The sequence below is a fragment of the Streptomyces africanus genome (assembly GCF_030816955.1).
GTDB classification, from domain to species: Bacteria; Actinomycetota; Actinomycetes; order Streptomycetales; family Streptomycetaceae; genus Streptomyces; species Streptomyces africanus.
Genome location: NZ_JAUSYP010000001.1, coordinates 2,394,469 through 2,416,942, shown reverse-complemented (window position 1 = coordinate 2,416,942; position 22,474 = coordinate 2,394,469). Strand labels below are relative to the sequence as shown.

17 protein-coding genes and 1 pseudogene are annotated in these 22,474 nt (G+C 72.2%); 8 read left to right on the top strand and 10 right to left on the bottom strand.

The window, feature by feature from the left end:
• The first annotated feature begins 40 nt into the window (after positions 1-40).
• The 3 genes and pseudogenes from QF034_RS11215 (at position 41) to QF034_RS11205 (ending at position 3,291) form a co-directional block, all read left to right on the top strand.
• On the top strand, positions 41-679 hold the full coding sequence (locus QF034_RS11215) for a TetR/AcrR family transcriptional regulator (protein ID WP_307174800.1): 639 nt from the start codon (positions 41-43) through the stop codon (positions 677-679).
• Between the two features lie 277 nt (positions 680-956).
• Positions 957-1,917 (top strand): annotated as a pseudogene (locus QF034_RS11210) (endonuclease/exonuclease/phosphatase family protein); the annotation flags it as partial.
• Positions 1,918-2,073: 156 nt separating this feature from the next.
• Positions 2,074-3,291, top strand: coding sequence for an MFS transporter (locus tag QF034_RS11205; RefSeq protein ID WP_307174798.1), 1,218 nt, complete (start codon positions 2,074-2,076; stop codon positions 3,289-3,291).
• Between the two features lie 132 nt (positions 3,292-3,423).
• On the opposite strand, the gene QF034_RS11200 is transcribed toward QF034_RS11205, so the two are convergent.
• From QF034_RS11200 to QF034_RS11180, 5 genes are all read right to left on the bottom strand, one after another.
• On the bottom strand, positions 3,424-3,990 hold the full coding sequence (locus QF034_RS11200; protein WP_307174797.1) for an O-methyltransferase: 567 nt from the start codon (positions 3,988-3,990) through the stop codon (positions 3,424-3,426).
• Between the two features lie 137 nt (positions 3,991-4,127).
• Positions 4,128-5,882 (bottom strand): NAD+ synthase, encoded by a 1,755-nt coding sequence (locus QF034_RS11195; RefSeq protein ID WP_307174796.1) that lies wholly within the window; start codon positions 5,880-5,882, stop codon positions 4,128-4,130.
• A 77-nt stretch (positions 5,883-5,959) separates the two neighbouring features.
• The gene (locus QF034_RS11190) at positions 5,960-7,903 is read right to left on the bottom strand and encodes a S53 family peptidase (protein ID WP_307174795.1); all 1,944 of its coding nucleotides are present in this window, start codon (positions 7,901-7,903) and stop codon (positions 5,960-5,962) included.
• A 159-nt stretch (positions 7,904-8,062) separates the two neighbouring features.
• On the bottom strand, positions 8,063-8,683 hold the full coding sequence (locus tag QF034_RS11185) for a DUF305 domain-containing protein (RefSeq protein WP_307174794.1): 621 nt from the start codon (positions 8,681-8,683) through the stop codon (positions 8,063-8,065).
• Positions 8,680-9,348: a thioredoxin-like domain-containing protein gene (locus QF034_RS11180; RefSeq protein WP_307174793.1), complete on the bottom strand. Its 669-nt coding sequence runs from the start codon at positions 9,346-9,348 to the stop codon at positions 8,680-8,682. The genes QF034_RS11185 and QF034_RS11180 overlap by 4 nt, the downstream gene beginning before the upstream one ends.
• 196 nt (positions 9,349-9,544) lie before the next feature.
• Here QF034_RS11180 and QF034_RS11175 point away from each other — a divergent pair, with 196 nt between their 5' ends.
• Complete coding sequence (locus QF034_RS11175; protein WP_307174792.1) at positions 9,545-9,994, top strand: RrF2 family transcriptional regulator; 450 nt, start codon at positions 9,545-9,547, stop codon at positions 9,992-9,994.
• Here the strand turns inward: QF034_RS11175 and QF034_RS11170 are convergent.
• Positions 9,991-11,181 carry a globin domain-containing protein gene (locus QF034_RS11170; RefSeq protein WP_307174791.1) on the bottom strand — a complete coding sequence of 397 codons (1,191 nt, stop codon included), beginning with the start codon at positions 11,179-11,181 and terminating at the stop codon, positions 9,991-9,993. The genes QF034_RS11175 and QF034_RS11170 overlap by 4 nt on opposite strands.
• Positions 11,182-11,477: 296 nt before the next feature.
• Between QF034_RS11170 and glnA2 the strand changes: the two genes are divergently transcribed.
• A complete protein-coding gene (glnA2, locus tag QF034_RS11165; protein ID WP_086560677.1) occupies positions 11,478-12,839 on the top strand; it encodes a gamma-glutamylpolyamine synthetase GlnA2 in 1,362 nt (453 codons plus the stop codon).
• Positions 12,840-12,923: 84 nt separating this feature from the next.
• Here the strand turns inward: glnA2 and QF034_RS11160 are convergent, their stop codons facing one another.
• Entirely contained in the window at positions 12,924-13,370 is a 447-nt protein-coding gene (locus QF034_RS11160) for a VOC family protein (protein ID WP_307174790.1), read from the bottom strand.
• 15 nt (positions 13,371-13,385) lie between these two features.
• Positions 13,386-13,907: a pyridoxamine 5'-phosphate oxidase family protein gene (locus tag QF034_RS11155; protein WP_307174789.1), complete on the bottom strand. Its 522-nt coding sequence runs from the start codon at positions 13,905-13,907 to the stop codon at positions 13,386-13,388.
• Between the two features lie 146 nt (positions 13,908-14,053).
• Between QF034_RS11155 and QF034_RS11150 the strand changes: the two genes are divergently transcribed.
• A complete protein-coding gene (locus QF034_RS11150; protein ID WP_307174788.1) occupies positions 14,054-17,083 on the top strand; it encodes a bifunctional [glutamine synthetase] adenylyltransferase/[glutamine synthetase]-adenylyl-L-tyrosine phosphorylase in 3,030 nt (1,009 codons plus the stop codon).
• On the opposite strand, the gene QF034_RS11145 is transcribed toward QF034_RS11150, so the two are convergent.
• Positions 17,080-17,697, bottom strand: coding sequence for a TetR/AcrR family transcriptional regulator (locus QF034_RS11145; protein ID WP_307174787.1), 618 nt, complete (start codon positions 17,695-17,697; stop codon positions 17,080-17,082). The genes QF034_RS11150 and QF034_RS11145 overlap by 4 nt on opposite strands.
• Before the next feature lie 145 nt (positions 17,698-17,842).
• Between QF034_RS11145 and QF034_RS11140 the strand changes: the two genes are divergently transcribed.
• Positions 17,843-19,294, top strand: coding sequence for an APC family permease (locus QF034_RS11140; protein WP_307174786.1), 1,452 nt, complete (start codon positions 17,843-17,845; stop codon positions 19,292-19,294).
• 26 nt (positions 19,295-19,320) lie between these two features.
• Positions 19,321-20,892, top strand: a complete 1,572-nt coding sequence (locus tag QF034_RS11135; protein WP_307174785.1) for an amidohydrolase — start codon at positions 19,321-19,323, stop codon at positions 20,890-20,892.
• A gap of 634 nt (positions 20,893-21,526) precedes the next feature.
• Here QF034_RS11135 and QF034_RS11130 read toward each other — a convergent pair.
• On the bottom strand, positions 21,527-22,405 hold the full coding sequence (locus tag QF034_RS11130; protein ID WP_307174784.1) for a phosphatase PAP2 family protein: 879 nt from the start codon (positions 22,403-22,405) through the stop codon (positions 21,527-21,529).
• Positions 22,406-22,474: the final 69 nt, after the last annotated feature.

The window sequence follows — 22,474 nt, the reverse complement described above, 5'->3', positions numbered from 1 at the left end:
AGAATGCATCCCCGACCCGCTCAGGAAAGGACCAGTCGACGTGAGCCTCGCCGAAAGGCAACCCCGGCACGACGGCCCCGCGAGGGGCCGCCCCAGAAGCGAGGCCGTCGAGCGCGCCATCATCGAGGGCCTGATGAAGCTCCTGGAGGAGGGCGTGTCCCTCGCGGAGCTGTCCATCGAGCGCGTCGCCCGGACCGCCGGCGTCGGCAAGGCCACCATCTACCGCCGCTGGAGCGGCAAGGAGGAACTCTTCGTCGACGTCCTGCGCGCCGTCGAACCCCCCGAGCCCCCGCTCCCCGGCACCTCCATGCGCGACGACCTCGTGGCGCTGCTGGAACAGGCGCGCCGGCGCGGCCTGGCCAACCGCTCGTCGGCGATCCTGACCAATGTGCACGCCCAGATGAAGAGCAGCCCGAAGATCTGGGCGGCGTACGAGGCCATGGTCCTCGCACCGCGCCGCCGGCTCGGCCTGGAGATCCTGCGCCGGGGGCAGGAGAACGGCGAACTGCGCACGGACGTCGACCTCGAACTGCTGGGCGACATGTTCATCGCCCCCGTGCTCGTGCGCTCCGTCCTGCGCCCGGACGCCGACCTCCCCGACGACCTCGCCGCCCAGGTCGTCGACACACTCCTCGAAGGCCTACGCCCCGTCAGTTCCGCAGCAGCTCACGGCTCCTAGTGTGCGCGTTTCGTCACAGACGGCGCTTACTGAGGGCCTGGTCGGAACTCGTCGCGCGGGCTCGAACGTCATCGCCCCCGTACGGCCGTCGAAGGACGGCGGGAACGGAACGGATCATCCCCTAGGGTCGTAGACACGGGGGCGATGGTGTGCACGGCAGGCAGTGAGGCGACGGTATGGCGCAGCAGGCGTACATGACGGAGACGGACAACGGCGGCTCGGGGCCCGAGCCCCGGGGAGACCGGCTTCGGCGCCTGTACGACCGGCTGCTCGGCGGCCGGTTCGGCGACCGGCTCCGCGACCGGCGGATCTGGCGGCGCGGCCTCGTCCTGGCCGCGTGCGCGGTGCTGCTGGCCGTGGTCATGATGCTGCACTCGCGCATCCCGAACACGATCGGCAACCTGGGCAGCCTCACCGAGACGTTCCTGCCCTGGCTCGGTCTCCTCATCCCGGTGCTGCTCCTGCTCGCCGTCATCCGCAAGTCCGCGACCGCGCTGATCGCGGTGGTGCTGCCAGCGCTGGTCTGGCTGAACCTCTTCGGCGGCCAGGTCAGCGACAAGACCGCCACCGGCGGCGGCCTCACCGTGGCCACGCACAACGTCAACGCGGAGAACCCCGACCCGGCCGGCACCGCCCGTGACGTGGCCGCCTCCGGCGCGGACGTGCTGGCGCTGGAGGAGCTGACGGCGTCCGCGGTCCCGACGTACGAGCGGGCGCTGGACTCGACGTACCCGTACCACTCGGTGCAGGGCACGGTCGGGGTGTGGAGCAAGTACCCGCTGACCGGAGTGCGGGCCGTCGACATCGACCTGGGCTGGACGCGGGCGATGCGCGCCACCGTGACCGCCCCGGCCGGGCAGGTCGCGGTCTACGTCGCCCATCTGCCCTCTGTGCGCGTGAAGATGGAGGCCGGGTTCACGGCCCGGCAGCGCGACCGGAGCGCCGACTTCCTCGGCGAGGCCATCGCCCACGAACCGCTGAAGAACGTCGTCCTGCTCGGCGACCTGAACGGCACCATGAACGACCGCGCGCTCAACGCCGTCACCTCCCAGATGCGCTCGACGCAGGGCGCCGCCGGCAACGGCTTCGGGTTCAGCTGGCCGGCCTCGTTCCCGATGACGCGCATCGACCAGATCATGGTCCGGGGCCTGAAGCCGGAGAGCTCATGGACCCTCCCGGAGACGGCCAGTGACCATCTGCCCATCGCGGCCCGTGTGAGTGTCACCACAGGCGGCTGAGGAAAACCGCAGCTCAGGGTCTGTTCGGCAGAGGCCGGCAACCGAGGATTCACCTCTCGGCGACCTCGCGGAATACTGAGCCTGCGAGACTTTGTTCCGTACTTGAACATACGAAGTCGCAAGTACGAACCCCCGTAAGTCTCGAAAGGCTCCCTCATGCCCCTGGCCCTGCTCGCCCTCGCCGTGGGCGCCTTCGGCATCGGTACCACCGAGTTCGTGATGATGGGGCTGCTGCCCGACGTCGCGGACGACCTGCACATCTCGATACCCAGCGCCGGCCATCTGGTGTCGGCGTACGCGCTGGGCGTCGTCATCGGCGCCCCGCTCCTGGCCGCGGTCACCGCCCGGATGTCCCGCCGTACGGTCCTGATGGGGCTGATGGGGCTGTTCGTCGCGGGCAACGCGCTGTCGGCCCTCGCTCCCGACAACGGCTGGCTGCTGGCGGCCCGCTTCCTGAGCGGTCTGCCGCACGGCGCCTTCTTCGGCGTCGGCGCCGTCGTCGCGACGAACATGGTCGCGCCCGAACGCAAGGCGCGCTCGGTCTCCCTGATGTTCCTCGGCCTGACGGTCGCGAACGTCGTGGGTGTGCCCGTCGCGACCCTCATGGGCCAGCAGCTCGGCTGGCGGGCGACCTTCCTCGGCGTCAGCGCCATCGGACTGGCGGCGATCGCCGCGCTCGCGTTCCTGATCCCGCACGACCACGAGCACGCCACCGCCAAGGGCCTGCGCGGCGAACTGGCCGCCCTGCGCTCCGTCCCGGTCTGGCTGTCGCTCGGCACCACGGTCGCGGGCTTCGGCGCCCTCTTCGCGGCCTACAGCTACATCACGCCCATGCTCACGGACGCCGCCGGCTACGCCGACGCCAGCGTGACCCTGCTGCTGGCCCTGTTCGGCGTCGGCGCGACCGCCGGCAACCTGCTGGGCGGCCGTCTGGCCGACCACTCCCTGCGGGGCACCCTGTTCGGCGGCCTCGGCGCCTTGATGGCGGTGCTGGCGCTGTTCCCGCTGCTGATGCGCACGGAGGTCACCGCCGGCGTCGCCGTGATCCTGCTCGGCATGGCGGCCTTCGCCACCGGCTCCCCGCTGCAGCTGATGGTCATGGACAAGGCCGCGTCGGCCCCGTCCCTGGCCTCCTCCGCCAACCAGGCGGCCTTCAACCTGGCCAACGCCGGCGGCGCCTGGATCGGCGGCCTCGCCCTGGCCGCGGGCTTCGGGGTCACCTCCCCGGCCCTGGCCGGCGCGGCCCTGGCCGTGCTCGGCCTCGGCGTGGCGTCGCTGGCGTACGCGGTGGACCGGCGCAGTGCGCCGGCCGGCGGGCGCGAGCGGATCGTGGCGAGCCATGTCCCGCAGGAGGCGGAAGCGGTGCGCCACTGACGAAAGTCTCCGCCGGTGCGCCGGCGCGGTGACTCGGGCGGCAGCCCGCGGGTGTGTACCTGCGGGCTGCCGCCCTTTGTGTGCGGGACCGCCCCGTACGGCAACCGAGAGGCGGCGTCGCCTTCCTCGTGGTCAGACGCGACGTGCCGCGACAACCGCCGAACTGGACGGCGTGGTGAGGACTTCGGTGGCGTCCAGGGCCGGGTGGGTGAGGTAGAAGAGGCGAAGCTCGTCCACCTTGCCCTCGAACCGGGGCGGCCAGTCCGCCGACGGGGTGAAGTCGTCCAGGACGAGGATGCCGCCGGGCGCCAGCAGCTCGACGACCCGTTCGGGGGCGTCCCGCTTGCCGCCGCCGTCGCAGAAGAAGACGTCGAACGGGGCGTGCCGCTCCAGCAGCCGCCAGTCGCCGGTCAGCACGCTGACGCGGTCGTCGTCCGCGAAGACGCCCGCCGCTCGCCGGGCCAGGTCCTCGTCCCGCTCCACGGTGACGAGACGCGCGCCGGCCCCCAGGCCACTGTGCAGCCAGGCGGTGCCCACCCCGGAGCCGGTGCCGCTCTCGGCGACGACCCCGCCGGGCTTGGCGGCGGCGGCCAGCCTGAGCAGCCTGCCCACTTCGGGGATGCAGCTCTTTTTGAACCCCGCCTCGGCGGCGAGCCGCTCGGCGACCACCACGCGGTCCGGAACGTCACGCTCTGCCATGCTCAGCCCCCCCTTGTCGGTGTCAGGCCGACGCTACCTGACCCCTCGTCAACGAGTAGACCGGCCAGTGGAGTTCGCCGAACCGCCCGTCGAAGTCAGCGGCGCTGCCCGAAGCCCTGCCGGCTCGTCGACGCGTGTCAGAGCGACTCCCGCCACGCGTTCGTGATCGGCAGGCGGCGGTCCTTGCCGAAGCCCTTCGCCGAGATCTTGGTGCCCGGCGGGTACTGCCGTCGCTTGTACTCCGCCGTGTCGACCATGCGCAGCGTCTTCGTCACCAGCTCCCGGTCGAAACCGGCCGCGACGATCTCGTCGGCGCCCCGGTCCCGGTCGACATAGAGCTCCAGGATCGCGTCCAGCACCGGGTAGTCGGGGAGCGAGTCCGTGTCGACCTGGCCCGGGCGCAGTTCCGCGCTCGGGGGCTTGGTGATGGAGTTCTCGGGGATCGGCGGGGTCTGGCCGCGTTCGCGGGCGGCCCGGTTGCGCCACTCGGCCAGGCGGAAGATCAGCGTCTTGTAGACGTCCTTGATGGGGCCGTAGGCGCCCACCGAGTCGCCGTAGAGCGTGGAGTAGCCGACCGCCAGTTCCGACTTGTTGCCGGGGGCCAGGACGATGTGGCCCTCCTGGTTGGAGATGGCCATGAGCAGCGTGCCGCGCAGGCGGGACTGGAGGTTCTCCTCGGCCAGCCCCGTCAGGCCCAGCGCGCCCATGTACGCGTCGAACATCGGCTCGATGGCGACCGTGCGGTAGTTCAGGCCGGTGCGGCGGGCCAGTTCCGCCGCGTCGTCCTTGGAGTGGTCCGAGGAGTACTTCGACGGCATCGACACGCCGTACACGTTCTGCGCGCCCACCGCGTCGCACGCGATCGCCGCGACCAGCGACGAGTCGATGCCGCCCGACAGGCCGATCAGGACGGACTTGAAGCCGTTCTTCGCGACGTACGCCCGCAGGCCCACGACCAGCGCCGAGTAGACCTCCTCGTCGTCGTCGAGGCGGTCCGCGTAGCCACCCGTGAGCTCCGGCTCGTACCGGGGCAGCGGGTCCTCGGAGAGCACCACCCGGTCGATGCGCAGGCCGTCGTCCACCACGCCCGTCGGGGCGTCCGCCGACGCCGCCGGCAGGTCCAGATCCAGGACGACGCAGCCCTCGGCGAACTGCGGCGCCCGCGCCACGACCTCGCCGTCCCTGTCCACGACGATCGAGTCGCCGTCGAACACCAGCTCGTCCTGGCCGCCGATCATGGCGAGGTACGCCGTCGTGCAGCCGGCCTCCTGGGCCCGCTTGCGGACCAGCTCCAGGCGCGTGTCGTCCTTGTCGCGCTCGTAGGGCGAGGCGTTGATCGAGACCAGCAGACCCGCCTGCGCCGAGCGCGCCGCGGGCACCCGGCCGCCGTCCTGCCAGAGGTCCTCGCAGATGGCCAGGGCGACATCCACGCCGTGGACGCGCAGGACCGGCATGCTGTCGCCGGGCACGAAATAGCGGAACTCGTCGAAGACGCCGTAGTTCGGCAGGTGGTGCTTGGCGAAGTTGGTGACCACCTCGCCGCCGTACAGCACCGCCCCCGCGTTCTGCGGCGCGCCGGCCGGCTGGCCGTACTTCGGCTGGGCGGTCGCGCAGCGGTCGAGGTAGCCGACGATCACCGGCAGCTCGCCGAAGCCCTCGTCGGCCAGCCGGGCGGCGAGGCTGCGCAGCGCCGCCCGGGAGGCCTCCACGAAGGACGACCTGAGGGCCAGGTCCTCGACGGGATACCCGGTCAGCGCCATCTCGGGGAACGCCACGAGATGCGCTCCCTGCTCGGCGGAGTGCCGGGTCCAGCGGACGATCGACTCGGCGTTCCCGGCGAGGTCGCCGACGCTCGAGTCGATCTGGTTCAGGGCGAGACGTAGTTGAGGCACGCGCCCAGTGTAATCGTCAGAGCGACGCAATGGGGTGGTGTGGGTCACGCCACACCACCCCTGTCCCTTTGCGGAGGTCAGCGGCTGCGGTACGACTCCACGTAACCGCTCGCGGGCGTGCCCACGCCGGTGACGTCGTCGTAGCCCTTCACGGCGGACAGCGAGCTGTCCTTGCCCAGGCTGCGCACGGACGTGGCCAGGCCGCCCGTGGCGTCGTAGCCGTTCACGAAGTCGACACGGGCCACGGCCAGGCCGGAGCCCGTCGGGTCGTCGGTGACGTCGTGGTAGGCCTTCGAGCCGGCCTTCGCGTAGATCGCCGGGTTGGCGAAGCCGATCGCCTTGCCGCCGCGGGCCTCCTGGGCCAGGGCCTGGATGGCCGCGATGGTCGGCGCGGCGAGCGAGGTGCCGCCGATGCGGTACTCGCTGTACGCCTGCGTCTTGCCGTCGGGCATCGTCTGGGTCTGGCCGACCAGGAAGCCGGTGTTCGGGTCGGCGATGGCCGCGATGTCAGGGACGACGCGGTTGCCGTCGGCGCTGTTGGCCTTCGCCAGCGCGGACGGCACGACGCCCTTCTGGTACGAGGGCTCGGCGACGGTCCTGCTGGTGCCGCCGCCCGCGCCGGAGGTGAACGCGCCGGGGAAGTCCGTCCAGCTCTTGCCGTCGGCCGACAGGCTCGCCTTGTCGGTGCCCCAGCCGGTCTCCCACAGGTACGTGTCGCCCTTGCCGACGGCCAGCGAGGTGCCGCCGACGGCGGTGACCCACGCCGAGTTGGCGGGGGAATCGACCTGCTTCGTCCCGGAGCTGGCGACCTCGTCGCCGTTGTCGCCGGAGGAGAAGTAGAAGCCGATGCCCTCGACCGCGCCGAGCTGGAAGACCTGGTCGTAGGCGGCCGCGAGGTCGGGCGTCTGCGCGGCCTCGACCTCGCCCCAGGAGTTGGAGACGATGTCGGCCAGGTGGTGGTCGACGATCTTGCCGAGCGCGTCGAGCAGGTCGGCGTCGGTGCAGGACGCGGCGCCCACATAGGTGACGTCCGCGGCCGGCGCGACCGCGTGCACGGCCTCGACGTCCAGGGTCTCCTCGCCGTACCAGCCGGAGGCCGAGCAGTCCTTGGTGTTCGTGTACTTCTTCGGCAGCACCTGGTGCAGCTGGCCGGTCTTCCAGGCCGCGTCGCCGTGCTTGCCGGCGTAGGTGGCCGCGTCGTAGGCGATCGTCGGCGAGGCGTACGCGTCCGTGATGGCGACCCGGACGCCCTTGCCGGTGCGCGTGCCCGCGCCGTAGGCGGCCCGCAGCTGCTTGCCGGTGTAGCCCTTGACCGCGTACGGGATCTTCGTGCCGTACGCGTCCGGCAGCGTGCTCGCGGTGTTCGAGCCGTAGTACGAGGAGAACGGCCCGGCGTTGCGGAACACGGTGTCCGGCGGCGGCAGTCGGTCGTCGTGCGTGACCATGTGCGGCGCGTTGTCCAGGCCGGTGACGGTCAGCACGGTGCCGGCCAGGTTCGCCGGCACGGAGGCGGTGCTCGCCGGGGCGCGGTAGGTCTTCGCGCCCTTGGCGAAGTTGTGCAGCTGGGCGCCGAACGCCTGCTCCGCGGCGGCCACGTCACCGGTGACGGAGACGTAGTGCGCCGTGACGCCGGTGACCTCCAGGCCGGCGGCCGTCAGCCACGCCTTCACGGCCGCCACCTGGGCCTTGGTCGCGCCGAAGCGGGCCTGCGCCTGCTGGGCGGTCAGGTACTTGCCGTACGAGGCCGACGTCGGGTCGGAGACGGCCCTGGCGTACGCGGCGAGGCCGGCCGCGTCGCGACCCCGGAGATAGACCCGGGCCGACACCCTGGCGCCGTCGGAGACGGCACCCTTGTCGGCCCTGGCCGTGGCCCAGGCGGGCTTGGTCCCGGCGAGCAGGTCACGGAGCGGGTGGTCGGCGGCGTGCGCCGCGGGTATGCCGAGCGCCAGCGCACCGGCGAGCATCGGCAGTGTCGCTGCCATGCTCAGCCCGGCGCGCACCTTGGCGCGGTTGGATCTCATGGAACCCCCTGTGCGGTTCGTCGCGAGTGGATCACTCGACGGTCGCCACTCTCGCGATGAACGGTTCATGCCAGGGGAATGCGCACCCCAAGAAGCGCCCTGCGGAGGCCAAGAAGAGCCCAAGAGGCCGTAAGAAAGGGTGATTTGGGGGCTTACGCCCTACGTGCGCGGCGCCGCGCCCCGCTCCTTCAGCAGGTCCGCCATCAGACCGATCTCCGACTGCTGCGCGTCCACCATGCCCTGTGCGAGCCGCTTCTCCACGCCGACCGCGCACTTCTCGACGCAGCCCTCGGCCATGTGGATGCCGCCCTTGTGATGGTCCGTCATCAACTGGAGGTAGAAGATCTCGGCCTGCTTCCCGCTGAGCGTGCCGAGCTTCTTCATCTCGGTGTTGGTCGCCATGCCCGGCATCAGCGCGCCGTCCTTGCCGGAGGCCATGCCGCCCATGTCCATCCAGGTCATCGGCGCCTCGGAGGACACCTTGGGCAGCCCCCACAGGTCGAGCCAGCCGAGCATCATGCCGCGCTGGTTGGCCTGCGTCTGCGCGATGTCGTACGCGAGGCGCCGCACCTCCTCGTCCTTGGTGCGGTCGCGCACGATGTACGACATCTCCACGGCCTGCTGGTGGTGCACCGCCATGTCCCGCGCGAACCCGGCGTCCGCGGACTCGGCGGAAGGGGTCTGGCCGCCGCCGTCGTCCCCGGCGACGGCGTAGGTGATCGCTCCGGCCGCGACGAGCGCCGTCGCCGCGGCCCCCGCGATCAGAGCGGCCTGCCTCACTGCGACAGCCCGTTCGTGCAGGCGGCGCCCGGCTCGGGGGTCTGCTCGCCCTGGACGAACTTCTCGAAGAACGTGTCGACGTTCGGGTCGCTCGCGCCCGTCACCGTGCGCTGGTGCCCCCACGCCGACAGCATGATCGGGTCCTTCTGGTCGTCCATCGGGCTCATCAGCGTGTACGGCGTCTTCTTCACCTTCGCCGCGAGCGCGTCGACGTCGGCCTTCTTCGCGTCGGCGTTGTACGTCACCCACACCGCCCCGTGCTCCAGCGAGTGCACGGCGTTGGTGTTGTCGAGCTCCTTGGTGTAGACGTCGCCGTTGCAGTTCATCCAGACCTGGTTGTGGTCGCCGCCGACCGGGGGCTCGGAGGCGTACTTCACGGCCTTGGTGACGTGGTTGCGGGACAGCTTGCCCTCCCAGGTCTTCACGCCGTCCTTGCCCGTGACGAACTTGCCCTTGCCCGAGGTGTCGGTGGCCGCCGTGTCGCTGCCGCCGCCGTCGGACTGGGACCGCACGAGCACGACACCGCCGACGACGAGACCGCAGACGATCACGACACTGGCCCCGATGGTGAGGAGCCGGTTGCGGCGCTCACGGGCCTGCTCGGCGCGCCGCATCTCCTCTATCCGAGCCTTGCGTGCCGTGCTGCTCTTGTTGGCGGAGCCCATGGGGTGTCCTTCGTGGGAAAGGTGGGACAGTCGGGTGGGCTGATGGTAATGGGGGAGACGGGACCCCTCGTAGGGCGGTCGAGGGAATGGGCTGAATCGATACGGCACCGACAGGTGCCCGACAGCTTCCGCGGATCGGGTGAACCCGGGCTCCGGATTATTTGAACCTGAGATTCCGATTATCTAGGCTGCGGGTATGCGGCTGCTGCGCTCCACCGACCTGGCCCTGCGGGTCCTGATGCGGCTCGCCGTCTCCGGCGAGTCCACTCCGACGACCCGGGACGTCGCCGCCGGCATGGACGTGCCGTACACCCACCTGGCGAAGGTCGTCGCCGAGCTCCAGCACATGGGCCTGCTGGCCGCCCGGCGCGGGCGCGGCGGCGGCCTCACGCTCACCGAGCGGGGCCGCACGGCGTCGGTCGGCGCCGTGGTGCGCGCCTTCGAGGGCGACGGCGACGTCGTCGACTGCGAGGGCCCCACCCCCTGCCCCCTGAACTCCGCCTGCCGCCTGCGCGGCGCCCTGCGCCGGGCCCAGGAGGCGTTCTTCGCCTCCCTGGACCCGATCACGGTGGCCGACATCGTGGCGGAACCCACCGGAGCGCTGCTGCTGGGGATCTCGCGGGGCGCTGATCGCCGTGACGTCTAGGCCGTCTGCCCCGCCAGCCACAGGTCCGGCCCGAACACCTCGTAGTGGATGTCGGCCGGTGCCACGCCCTTGCCGATCAGTTGGGCCCGTACCGCCCGCATGAAGGGCAGCGGTCCGCACAGGTACGCGCGCGTGCCCGGCTCGACCGGGACGTCGGCGAGGTCGACCAGGCCGGAGCGGGTGCCCGCCGGGGCGTCCTGCTCGTACCAGAAGTGGACGGCCGCGCCGGGCAGCTTGGCGGCGTAGGCCGCGTGGTCGGTGCGCAGGGCGTGGGTGGCGGGCGAGCGGTCGCCGTGCACGACGGTGACCGGGGCGCGGTGTCCCGAGCCGGCGAGGTGGGCCAGCATCGCGGTCATGGGGGTCACGCCGATGCCCGCCGAGGCCAGCAGCAGCGGGGTGTCGGGGCCGGCGTCCAGGACGAGGTCGCCGTAGGGCTCGGACAGCTCCAGGACGTCACCCACCTGCACGCGCGCGTGGAGGTGGTTCGAGACCTCGCCGTCGGGGGAGCCGTCGCCGTGCACGCGCTTCACGCTGATCTGCCTCAGGTCCGGGGCGGGCGCCCCCGAGAGGCTGTACTGCCGTATCTGCCGGGCGCCGTCCGGGAGGGCGACGCGGACGGAGACGTACTGGCCCGCGAGGAAGTCCCGCACCGGACCGCCGTCGGCGGGCCGCAGCCGGAACGTGGCGACGTCGTCGGTCTCGGCGACGCGCTCGACGACCTCCCAGTCCCGCCAGGCGTGCCCGCCGCGCTCCTCCCGGAGCCGCTTCTCGACGGCGATGAGGGCGTTCGCCATCAGCCAGTAGACCTCGTCCCAGGCGGCGGCGACCTCGGGCGTGACGGCGTCGCCGAGCACGTCGGCGATGGCGGCGAAAAGGTGCTCGTGGACGATGTCGTACTGCTCGGGCGTGACGCCGAGGGAGGCGTGCTTGTGGGCGATGCGGTGCAGCATCGCGTCCGGCCGCTGCTCGGGGTGGTCCAGCAGGTGCGTCGCGAAGGCGGCGACGGATCCGGCGAGCGCCTGCCGCTGGGTGCCGGCGGCCTGGTTGCCCCGGTTGAACAGGTCGTTCAGCAGCTCGGGGTGGGCCGCGAACAGCCCGGCGTAGAAGCGCTCGGTGATCGTGCCGAGGGCCGCGCCGACGGCGGGAAGGGTGGCGCGGACGGTGACGGCGGACTGCTCGGACAGCATCGGGACTCCTCAGGACTCGACTGCTGCGTACGGTATTTAAAGTTGCATCTGAAATGCAAATTAAGTGGGCCGGGGTTGCGGAGGGAACCGGCCGTTACGGATGTCGGTGCGAGCAGGCACTATGGGCGGAAGAGCAGTCCACCTGCCGTACGTGAGGCGTTCGGTCCCGGGCCTGCCGGGCGATCATGGTGCGCAACGCGTACGAAATGCTCGTGTGGTGGGATGCTCAGGTGCCCGACCGCCTCCCGTGGTACGGAAGACAGGCGGCCTGACCAGCAAGGATGGGGAAGCGGAAGATGGACAAGCAGCAGGAGTTCGTGCTCCGGACGTTGGAGGAGCGCGACATCCGGTTCGTACGCCTGTGGTTCACGGACGTCCTGGGCTTCCTCAAGTCCGTCGCCGTGGCCCCGGCCGAGCTGGAACAGGCCTTCGACGAGGGCATCGGCTTCGACGGCTCCGCCATCGAGGGCTTCGCCCGGGTCTACGAGTCCGACATGATCGCCAAGCCGGACCCGTCGACGTTCCAGATCCTGCCCTGGCGCGCGGAGGCGCCGGGTACGGCCCGGATGTTCTGCGACATCCTCATGCCGGACGGCTCGCCGTCCTTCGCCGACCCGCGCTACGTGCTCAAGCGCTCCCTGGCCCGCGCCTCCGACCTGGGCTTCACGTTCTACACGCACCCGGAGATCGAGTTCTTCCTGCTGAAGGACCGGCCGCTGGACGGCAGCCGTCCGACGCCCGCGGACAACTCCGGCTACTTCGACCACACCCCGACCAACGTCGGCATGGACTTCCGCCGCCAGGCGATCACCATGCTGGAGTCGATGGGCATCTCCGTCGAGTTCTCCCACCACGAGGGCGCACCGGGCCAGCAGGAGATCGACCTGCGCTACGCCGACGCGCTCTCCACGGCCGACAACGTCATGACGTTCCGCCTGGTCATGAAGCAGGTGGCGCTGGAGCAGGGCGTGCAGGCGACGTTCATGCCGAAGCCGTTCTCCGAGCACCCGGGCAGCGGCATGCACACGCACCTCTCCCTCTTCGAGGGCGACCGCAACGCCTTCTACGAGTCGGGCTCGGAGTACCAGCTCTCGAAGGTGGGCCGCTCCTTCATCGCCGGCCTGCTGCGGCACGCCGCGGAGATCTCCGCGGTCACCAACCAGTGGGTCAACTCCTACAAGCGCATCTGGGGCGGCGCGGAGCGCACGGCGGGCGCGGGCGGCGAGGCCCCCTCGTACATCTGCTGGGGCCACAACAACCGCTCGGCGCTGGTCCGCGTCCCGATGTACAAGCCCGGCAAGACGGGCTCGGCCCGTGTCGAGGTCCGCTCCCTGGACTCCGGCGCGAACCCGTACCTGTCCTACGCCGTCCTCCTCGCCGCCGGCCTGAAGGGCATCGAGGAGGGCTACGAGCTCCCGCCGGGCGCCGAGGACGACGTCTGGGCCCTCTCCGACGCGGAGCGCCGCGCGATGGGCATCGAGCCGCTCCCGCAGAACCTGGGCGAGGCCCTGACCCTGATGGAGCGCAGCGACCTGGTCGCCGAGACCCTCGGCGAACACGTCTTCGACTTCTTCCTGCGCAACAAGAAGTCCGAGTGGGAGGAGTACCGCAGCGAGGTCACCGCGTTCGAGCTGCGGAAGAGCCTGCCGGTGCTGTAAGGGCACACGGATCTTCGCCCGAGTGGCACCCAGGGCCGGCGGTCAGGACGCCGTCGGCCCTGGCCCGGGTGAAGCCCGGCAGGGTCAGGCCCCCTGTCGCTTCAGTTCCGCCAGGAGCAGATGCAGCGGCTTCTCCGCCCGCTGCCGGTACTCCTGGATCGCCCAGCCGTTGCCGTCCGGGTCCTGGAAGTGCATGAACGTGGCGCCGTCGTCGGGGGCGTACTGGACCGGCTCCGAGACGTCGAGGCCGCGTTCGACGAGTTCCGTGTGGGCCGCCTTGATGTCGGCGACGCACAGTTGCAGGCCCTGGTAGGAGCCGGGGGCCGGGGTGGGGCCGGGGGTCATCTCCCAGATCGAGTCGCCCAGGGCGATCGAACAGCCGGAGCCCGGAGGCGTCAGCTGGACGATCCGCATCCCGGGCATGACCTCCTGGTCGATGTCCACGTGGAAGCCGACCTTGTCCCGGTAGAAGTCCCGGGCACGGTCGATGTCGGTCACGGGCAGCGGGATGACTTCGAGCGTGAAGTCCATGGCGTGACTCCTTCGTCAGGCATCGGTGAACCGCCACCTCGTCTGGCTGAACGGCTCCCCCTTAGCGAAGCCGAACACGGTGCGCGGCGCCACCGAGTAGACGGCCGCGTGTCCCGCGCCGTGCTGGAAATAGCCCTCCCGTACCTCGAAGTGCCAGAAACTGCCGTACTTCGTCTCCCACGCGGCGGCCAGTTCGCGCAGCCGCCCGTCTTCGGTCACGCGTGCCGCCTCGCCCTCGACCACCAGGTCGTAGCCCTTGTTCCAGGTGTTCGTGCCGGTGGTCAGCACGACGTGCGGGTTCTCCGCGAGGTTCCGCGCCTTGCGCTCTTCCGGGCCCGTGCAGAAGTGCAGGGCGCCGTCCGACCAGACCGCCGGCAGCGGGGTGACGTGCGGGCGGCCGTCGGGGCGCACCGTCGTGATCCAGAACAGTTCGGCTTCCCTGAGCCGCGCCTCGGCCTCCCGCCAGTCGGTCGCGGTGGCCGTCTCGTCGCTGTAGCGGCGGTCCAGACGGGTTTCCTCCGGGTGCATCGTGGTCATGAGCGTCCTCCAGGCCTGTGGCTTCACAGGTGCAGACCCCGTCCGCCCGCCGAACTCATCGGAGCTTCCCCCGGGCTCTGCGGTTAGGCTCAAAGCGGTACGACCTTGATCCGATGCACGTCCGAGACAGAGTGTGGGAGGCCCGGATGACGGCGGCGCCGGGGCGCAGGAGCAGTACCTTCACGCGGCTGCTGCGGCACGGCTTCACCGACGCCTCGGCCGCCGAGCGGCTCCTGGACAGCGCCGAGCTCGTGCCGCTGCGCGACGACCCGGTGCTGCTGGACGCGCTGGGCGCGACCGCCGACCCCGATCTCGCGCTGCTCGGGCTGGTCCGGCTGCTGGAGGCGCAGCCCGGCCCCGGCGCCCGCCGGGAGCTCCTCGACACGCTGATCTCGTCCAAGCCGCTGCGCGACCGGCTGCTCGGTGTGCTCGGCGCCTCCACCGCCCTCACCGACCACCTCACCCGGCACCCGGACGACTGGCAGGCGCTCGTCATGTACGAGGCGCACGACCTGCACCCCGGGGTGGAGGAGTTCGAGGCCGGTCTCGCGGAGGCCACCGACCCCGTCTCCCTGCGCGTCGCCTACCGGCGCTGCCTGCTGTCCATCGCCGCCCGGGACGTGTGCGGCACCACGGGCGTCGCCGAGTCCGCCGCCGAGCTCGCCGACCTGGCCACCGCCACCCTGCGTGCCGCCCTCGGCATCGCCGGGGCGGCCGCGCCCGAGGACGTGGCCCTGTGCCGGCTCGCGGTCATCGCGATGGGCAAGTGCGGCGGCCACGAGCTGAACTACGTCTCCGACGTGGACGTCATCTTCGTCGGGGAGGCCGTCGAGGGCGCCGACGAGACCAAGGCCATCCGGGCCGCGACCCGGCTCGCCTCGCACATGATGCGGATCTGCTCCGAGACGACCGTCGAGGGGTCCATCTGGCCCGTGGACGCCAACCTCCGGCCCGAGGGCAGGAACGGCCCGCTCGTGCGGACCCTCTCCAGCCACCTCGCCTACTACCAGCGCTGGGCGAAGACCTGGGAGTTCCAGGCGCTGCTCAAGGCCCGGCCGGTGGCCGGCGACCTCGACCTCGGCGCGGAGTACGTCGCCGCGGTCCAGCCGCTGGTGTGGAAGGCCGCCGAGCGCGAGAACTTCGTCCCCGACGTGCAGAAGATGCGCCGCCGGGTCGTGGAGAACATCCCCGCGGCCGAGGTCGACCGCCAGCTGAAGCTGGGCCCCGGCGGCCTCAGGGACGTCGAGTTCGCCGTGCAGCTGCTCCAGCTGGTGCACGGCCGGGCCGACACCTCGCTGCGCAGCGGCACCACCCTCGACGCGCTGAAGGCCCTCGCCGCCGGCGGGTACGTCGGCCGGGCCGACGCCGCCCAGCTCGACGAGGCCTACCGCTTCCTGCGCTCCATGGAACACCGGATCCAGCTGTTCCGGCTGCGGCGCACCCACCTCGTGCCCGAGGACGAGGCCGAGCTGCGCCGCATCGGCCGCTCCCTCGGACTGCGCACCGACCCGGTCGCCGAGCTGCTGCGCGAGTGGAAGCGGCACGCCACCGTCGTACGCCGTCTGCACGAGAAGCTGTTCTACCGGCCGCTGCTCGACGCGGTCGCCCAACTCGCCACCGGCGAGGCCCGGTTGAGCGCCGAGGCGGCCCGGGAGCGCATGGTCGCCCTCGGCTACGCCGACCCGGCCTCCGCCCTGCGCCACCTGGAGGCCCTGGCGTCCGGCGTCACCCGCAAGGCCGCCATCCAGCGCACCCTGCTGCCCGTCCTGCTGGGCTGGTTCGCCGACTCGGCCGACCCGGACGCGGGCCTGCTCAACTTCCGCAAGGTGTCGGACGCGCTCGGCAAGACGCCCTGGTACCTGCGGCTGCTGCGGGACGAGGGCGCCGCCGCGCAGAACCTCGCCCGCGTGCTGTCCGCCGGCCGGCTCGCGCCCGACCTGCTGATGCGCGCCCCGGAGGCGGTGGCGCTGCTCGGCGACGGGGACGGCGGCGGCCTCGAACCGCGCTCCCGCGCCCATCTGGAGCAGGAGATACTCGCCGCGGTGAAACGGGCCGACGGTGCCGCCCAGGCGGTCACGGCCGCCCGCGGGGTGCGCCGCCGCGAGCTGTTCCGTACGGCAGCCGCCGACATCGTCGGCTCCTACGGCACCGAGGAGCAGGCCGCTGAGGCCGACGAGGGCGCCCTGGTGGACCGGGTCGGCGGCGCGGTGTCGGACCTGACGGCCGCGACCCTGGCCGGCACGCTCCGCGCGGTCGTGCGCGACGGGTGGGGGGACAGCCTGCCCACCCGGTTCGCGATCATAGGCATGGGCCGCTTCGGCGGACACGAACTGGGCTACGGCTCCGACGCGGACGTGCTGTTCGTGCACGAGCCGCGCGACGGCGTCGAGGAGCGGGAGGCCTCCCAGGCCGCCAACAAGGTCGTCTCCGAGATGCGCCGGCTGCTCCAGATCCCCAGCGCCGACCCGCCCCTCCTCATCGACGCGGACCTGCGCCCGGAGGGCAAGTCCGGCCCGCTCGTGCGCACCCTCACCTCGTACGCGGCGTACTACCGCCGCTGGGCCCTGACCTGGGAGTCGCACGCGCTGCTGCGGGCCGAGCCCGTCGCCGGGGACGAGGACCTGGGCCGCCGGTTCATCGAGCTGATCGACCCGCTGCGCTACCCGGCGGACGGGCTCGCCGACGAGGCCGTGCGCGAGATCCGGCGGCTGAAGGCCCGTATGGAGTCCGAGCGGCTGCCGCGCGGCGCCGACCCCAAGCTGCACGCCAAGCTGGGCCCGGGCGGTCTGTCCGACGTGGAGTGGACGGTGCAGCTGCTGCAACTGCGGCACGGCGCGGCCGAGCCGGGACTGCGCACGACCCGGACGCGCGAGGCCCTGGCCGCCGCCCGTACGGCCGGTCTCATCGGGGACGAGGACGCGGCGATCCTGGACGAGGCCTGGGTCCTCGCGACCCGCGTCCGCAACGCGGTCATGCTGGTCCGCGGCCGGGCGGGCGACACGTTCCCCACGGAGCCCCGTGAACTCGCCGCCGTGGGCCGCTACCTGGGCTACGGCCCCGGCCACGCCGGCGACATGCTCGACGCGTACCGGCGGACGGCCCGCCGGGCCCGGAGCGTGGTGGAGGAGCTGTTCTACGGAGTGTCCGAGCGTCAGGGACTTCGCGGACCCCTCTAGGGGGTGTCCGTACCGGCCCGCAACTCCTTCGCGTGCTTCATGAACCCCGTCAGCCCCACCTCGAACGCCCGGTCCGCCCGGCCCTCGCGCGCCGCCGACAGCGCCTCGGCCAGCCGTGGGGTCGGTGACGAGGCGGTCAGTTCCCACATCGTCTCGGGGGCCGCGAGGTCGAGGGCCGAGCCGAGGACCAGGTTCTCCAGGGCGGTGAGCAGGGGCATCACATCGGCTGGGGCGAAGCCCGCGTCGAGCAGCAGCGTCACGGCCCGCTCGTACTGCTCCAGCACGCGCGGTGCCCGCACGGGGGACGTCATCAGCAGCGGGATCGCCTTGGGGTGCGCGGCGAACGCGGCGCGGTAGGAGCGGGCCCAGGCCTCCAGGGCCGTGTCCCAGGGGCGCAGATCCAGGGTCGCCGGGTCGATCGCCGCCGACACCCGCTCGCGCAGCAGCTCCACGATGCCGTCCCGGCCCTCCACGTGGTGGTACACCGAGCCGGTCTGCGCGCCCAGCCGCTTGGCCACCTGCGGCACGCTGAAGTCGCCGCGTTCGTCGACGATTTCGAGCGCCGTCGTCGCGATGCGCTCGCGGTCGAGGAGCGGTGTGCGCGGCCGTCCCATGGTCGGTGGTCCCCCCTGAGGTCTTCCCGGATGCCGAGGTAGAGGCTACATTGCCAAAACCGAAAGCCTTTAGATTTACCGCGGTGATCCCGCACGCCCGGACTCCCCCCACGCCCTCCCCGTCCGCCGCTCGAAGGGCTTGCCCATGTCCGTCACCACCTCAGGGGAGCGCACCCCGGCCGCCACGGCGACCCTGCGCTCCGGCTCCCTCGGCACCGCGGACATCGCCTTCTTCGTCGTCTCCGCCGCCGCCCCGCTCACCGTCATGGCCGGCGTCGCCCCCCTCGCGATCCTGCTGGGCGGCGTCGGCGCCCCCGTCGGCTATCTCCTGGCCGGTCTCACCCTCGCCGTCTTCGCTGTCGGCTTCACCACCATGAGCCGCCACGTCCGCAGCGGCGGCGCCTTCTACGCGTACATCACCCGCGGACTCGGCCGCCCCGTCGGCATCGGCGCCGCCCTGCTCGCCCTGGTCGGCTACAACGGCATGGAGACCGGCGTCTACGGCCTGCTCGGCTCCGCCGGCCAGGACACCGCACGCGCCCTGTTCGGCACCGACGTCCCCTGGCTGCCGATCTCGCTGGCCGGCCTGCTGCTCATCGGCTACGGCGGCTACCGCTCCATCGACTTCGGCGCCAAGGTGCTCGGTGTCCTGCTCGTCGCCGAGACCGGCATCCTCGTGCTCCTCGCGGGCGGGGTCCTGATCAAGGGCGGCGCGCACGGGCTGTCCCTCGCTTCCTTCGAACCCGGCAACGTCCTGGTCCCGGGCACGGCGGCCGTCCTCGCCTTCGCCTTCGCCGCGTTCACCGGCTTCGAGTCGACCGTCATCTACCGGCGCGAGGCCCGCGACCCCCAGCGCACGGTGCCGCGCGCGACGTACGTGGCCGTCGGGTTCCTCGGCCTGTTCTACGCCTTCATCGTCTGGACCGTCATCCAGGCCTTCGGTGACGCCGAGATCGCCTCAGCCGCCGCAAAGAACCCCGCCGAGCTGTTCTTCACCGCCATCACCACCTACGTGGGCGGCTGGGCGGCCGACCTGATGCACGTCTTCATCGTCACCAGCGTCCTCGCCTCGCTGCTCGCCTTCCACAACGCGATCAACCGGTACGCCCTCGCCCTCGCCGAGGAGGGCGTGCTGCCCAAGGCGCTGGGCCGCATCCACCCGCGGCACGGCTCCCCGTACGTGGCCGGACTCGCCCAGACGGTCCTCGGCGCGGTCGTCGTCCTGGCCTTCGCGGCAGCCGGCGCCGACCCATACGGGCAGCTGCTGCTGTGGGTCAACACCCCGGGGATGATCGGCCTGTTCCTGCTCCAGCTGCTCGCCGCGATCGCCGTGCCCTGCTACTTCCGCCGGGTGCGCCACCAGGAGGGCGCGCTGCGCACGGTCGTGGCGCCCGTCGTCGCCGCCGTGCTGCTCGCGACGGCCATCGTGCTGGTGGTGAACCACATCGACCTGTTCACGGGGGCGTCCCCGACCGTGAACACCGTCCTGGTCGTCACCGCCCCCTCCGTGTTCGCCGCGGGCCTCGCCCTCGCCTGGTGGCTGCGCCGGAAACGCCCGGACGTCTACGCCGGCTTCGCCGCCGAACCCAACGAATAGCCAAGCTGTACAAGGGAGTTCAGTACATGCCGACCGCAGATCTGGTCCTCGCCGGTGCCGAGGTCCGCACCCTCGACCCGGACCGCCCGTACGCCACCTCCGTCGCCGTACGCGACGGGCTGATCGCGGCGGTCGGTGACGATACGGACGTCCGCGACTGGCGCGGCCCGGGCACCGAGGTCGTCCACCTGGACGGCGCGCACCTGGTGCCCGGCCTGGTCGACGCGCACAGCCACCCCGTGTGGGGGCTGGACATGGCGACCGGCACGGACCTGTCGGGCGTGACGGACCTCGCGGGGCTGCGGGCCGCCCTCGCGGACGCGGAGCGCACCGACGGGTGGGTGACCGGCTTCGGCCTCGACCACAACGCCTTCGAGGGCCGCCCCGTCGACCGGGGCCTCATCGAGGACGTCCTGCACGGCACACCTGCCTTCCTGCGCCTCTACGACGGTCACTCCGCCCTCGCGACCGGCTCGGCCCTCACCGCGGCCGGCGTGCACGGTCCCCGGGAATTCCCCCAGCGCTCGGAGGTCGTCTGCGACGCCTCGGGCCGGCCCACCGGGCACCTCGTCGAACACGCGGCGATGGACCTGGTGGCCGCGATCGCACCGCGCCCGTCCCACGCCGCACGCCGGGCGCGCCTGGCGGAGCTGCTGTCCGCCATGGCCGCGACCGGGCTGACCGGGGCGCACGTCATGGACGCCGGCGACCCGGAGCTGATCGACTCCGTGGCCGGGGAGACGGTGCTGCCGGTGCGGCTGCGGTTCGCGCCCTGGTGCATGCCGGGCGCGGACCGTGCCGCCCTGGACGAGCTGGTCGCCGCCCAGGGCCGGGGCGGCCGGCACTGGCGGACCGGCGGGGTCAAGTTCTTCATGGACGGCACCGTCGAGGGCGGCACGGCCTGGCTGGAGCACGCCGACTGCCACGGCCAGGGCACGGACGCCTTCTGGCCCGACCCGGAGGCGTACGCCGCCGCCGTACGGCACCTGCACGCGGCCGGGGTGCGCACGGCCACGCACGCCATCGGGGACGCGGCGGTACGGCACGTCCTGGACGTGGTCGAGGGGCTCGGGCCGGGCGGGAACGGGGCGCACCGCATCGAGCACATCGAGACGGTGCCGGACGAGCTGCTGCCGCGGTTCGCACGGCTGGGTGTGGCGGCGTCCATGCAGCCGCCGCACACCGCGTACACCCGGGCCGACGGCACCGACGAGTGGTCCCGGCGGCTGGGCACCCGGCGGGCGGGCCGCGCCTGGCGGCTGCGGGACCTGCGGGACGCGGGCGCGGTGGTGGCCCTCGGCTCGGACTGGCCGATCGCGCACCACGACGCCCGCGCCGTGCTCGCCACGGCCCGCACCCCGAGGGGCGCGGCATCGACTCGCGCCGGCCTGACCGGCCTGGAGGCACTGGAGGGCTGCACCACCCATGCGGCACAGGCAGCGGGCGAGTCCGACATGACCGGCCGCATCACGCCCGGTTTCCGCGCCGACCTGACGGCCCTGGAGCTGGACCCGGTGACCGCCCCGGCGGACGAGCTGACGGAGGCACCGGTACGACTGATGGTGACCGGGGGGCACGTGGTGTATCGGGGGAAGTGAGCCCCGAGCGGCTTTGCCGGGGCAGCGCGGTCGGCTGTTTCGGGCCAGGCGCGTCCGTGGTGGCAGGGCTGGGGACTTCGGGCCGGATGCTTCCCTGATTGCCGGGCCGGTTGGGTACCGCCGTGGCCGGGGGCCAGGCCGGGCGCGGCCGACTTTGCCCGAGCGGTCCGATCGGCTCCCCGTCGACCGCGGCGGTTCCGCCGCCGTACGGGCCTTTGCGGCCCGGCGTGTCGCCGGTGCCGGCCGGCCGGTGGAGGCGTCTTCGGGCCGGGCGCGGTTCGTTGGCTGGGCCGGTTGGTCACCGCTGCGGCCGGGGGATGTCGGACCGGCACGCGCGGCTTTGCCCGAGCGGCCGGGTCGGCCGACCGTCGAGGGGACTGCCGCCAGTGCCGGCGGCGCGGGCGCCTTCGGGTCGGCGCGCCGGTGGCCAGGTCGGTTGGGCGCCGCCGTGGTCGGAGGGGTCAGTCCGGCCCGCGCGGCCTCGGCCTGGCGATTCGGCCGGCCGCCGTCGAGACGGCGGTCGCGCCGCCGCGCGGGACGCTGCGGCCCGGCGTGGCGGCCGGTGCCGGCAGGCGGGCGGCGACGCCTTCGGGCCCGGTGCGTCCGGTGGTGGTCGGGCCAAGGCCGGCGGCGGTCAGGGCTTGATGGAGGGTACCGGGGTGGGTCGCCTGCCTGAGCTGTCGGTGTCGCGCCTCGGTACGTGCCTCGGCAGTGCGTACGGGTGCCTCCCGTACCAGACCCCGGCCACCGCGAATCCGAAGGCCAGGCAGAGCAGGCCACCGACCGCATCCAGCCAGAAGTGGTTCGCCGTGGCGACGATGACCACCAGCGTCAGCGCCGGGTACAGCAGGCCCAGCACCCGCACCCAGGGGACCGTCGCCAGGACGAAGATCGTCAGGCCGCACCACATGGACCAGCCGATGTGCATCGACGGCATCGCGGCGTACTGGTTGGACATGTGTTTCAGGTCGCCGGACGCCATCGACCCCCAGGTCTGGTGGACCATGACGGTGTCGATGAAATCGCCGCCGTTCATCAGCCGTGGGGGCGCCAGGGGGTACAGGTAGTAACCGACCAGGGCGACGGCGGTCGTCGCGAACAGCACCAGGCGGGTCGCCGCGTACCGGCCGGGATGGCGACGGTACAGCCACACGAGCACACCCAGCGTCACCACGAAGTGCAGCGTCGCGTAGTAGTAGTTCATACCGATGATCAGCCAAGTCACCGAGTTCACGGCCCGGTTCACCGACCCCTCGACGGCGATGCCCAGAGCGTGCTCGGTCTGCCAGATCCAGTCGGCGTTGCGCAGCGCCTCGGTCCTCTGCTCCGGCACGGCGTTGCGGATGAGCGAATACGTCCAGTAACTCACCCCGATCAGCAGGATCTCGAACCAGAACCGGGGCCGGCGGGGGGTGCGCAGCCGGGGGAGGAGACCCCGCCCCGGATCGGCCGCGACCGGGTCCGGAACGGCCGCTTTCCGGCCGTCCAGCGTCGTCACGGTCGTGTCACCCATAGGCACAAAGTCTGCCAGAAAAGCCCTGATCCCCCGATCATCCCCCGCACTGGGGCGGACCGCATGTTC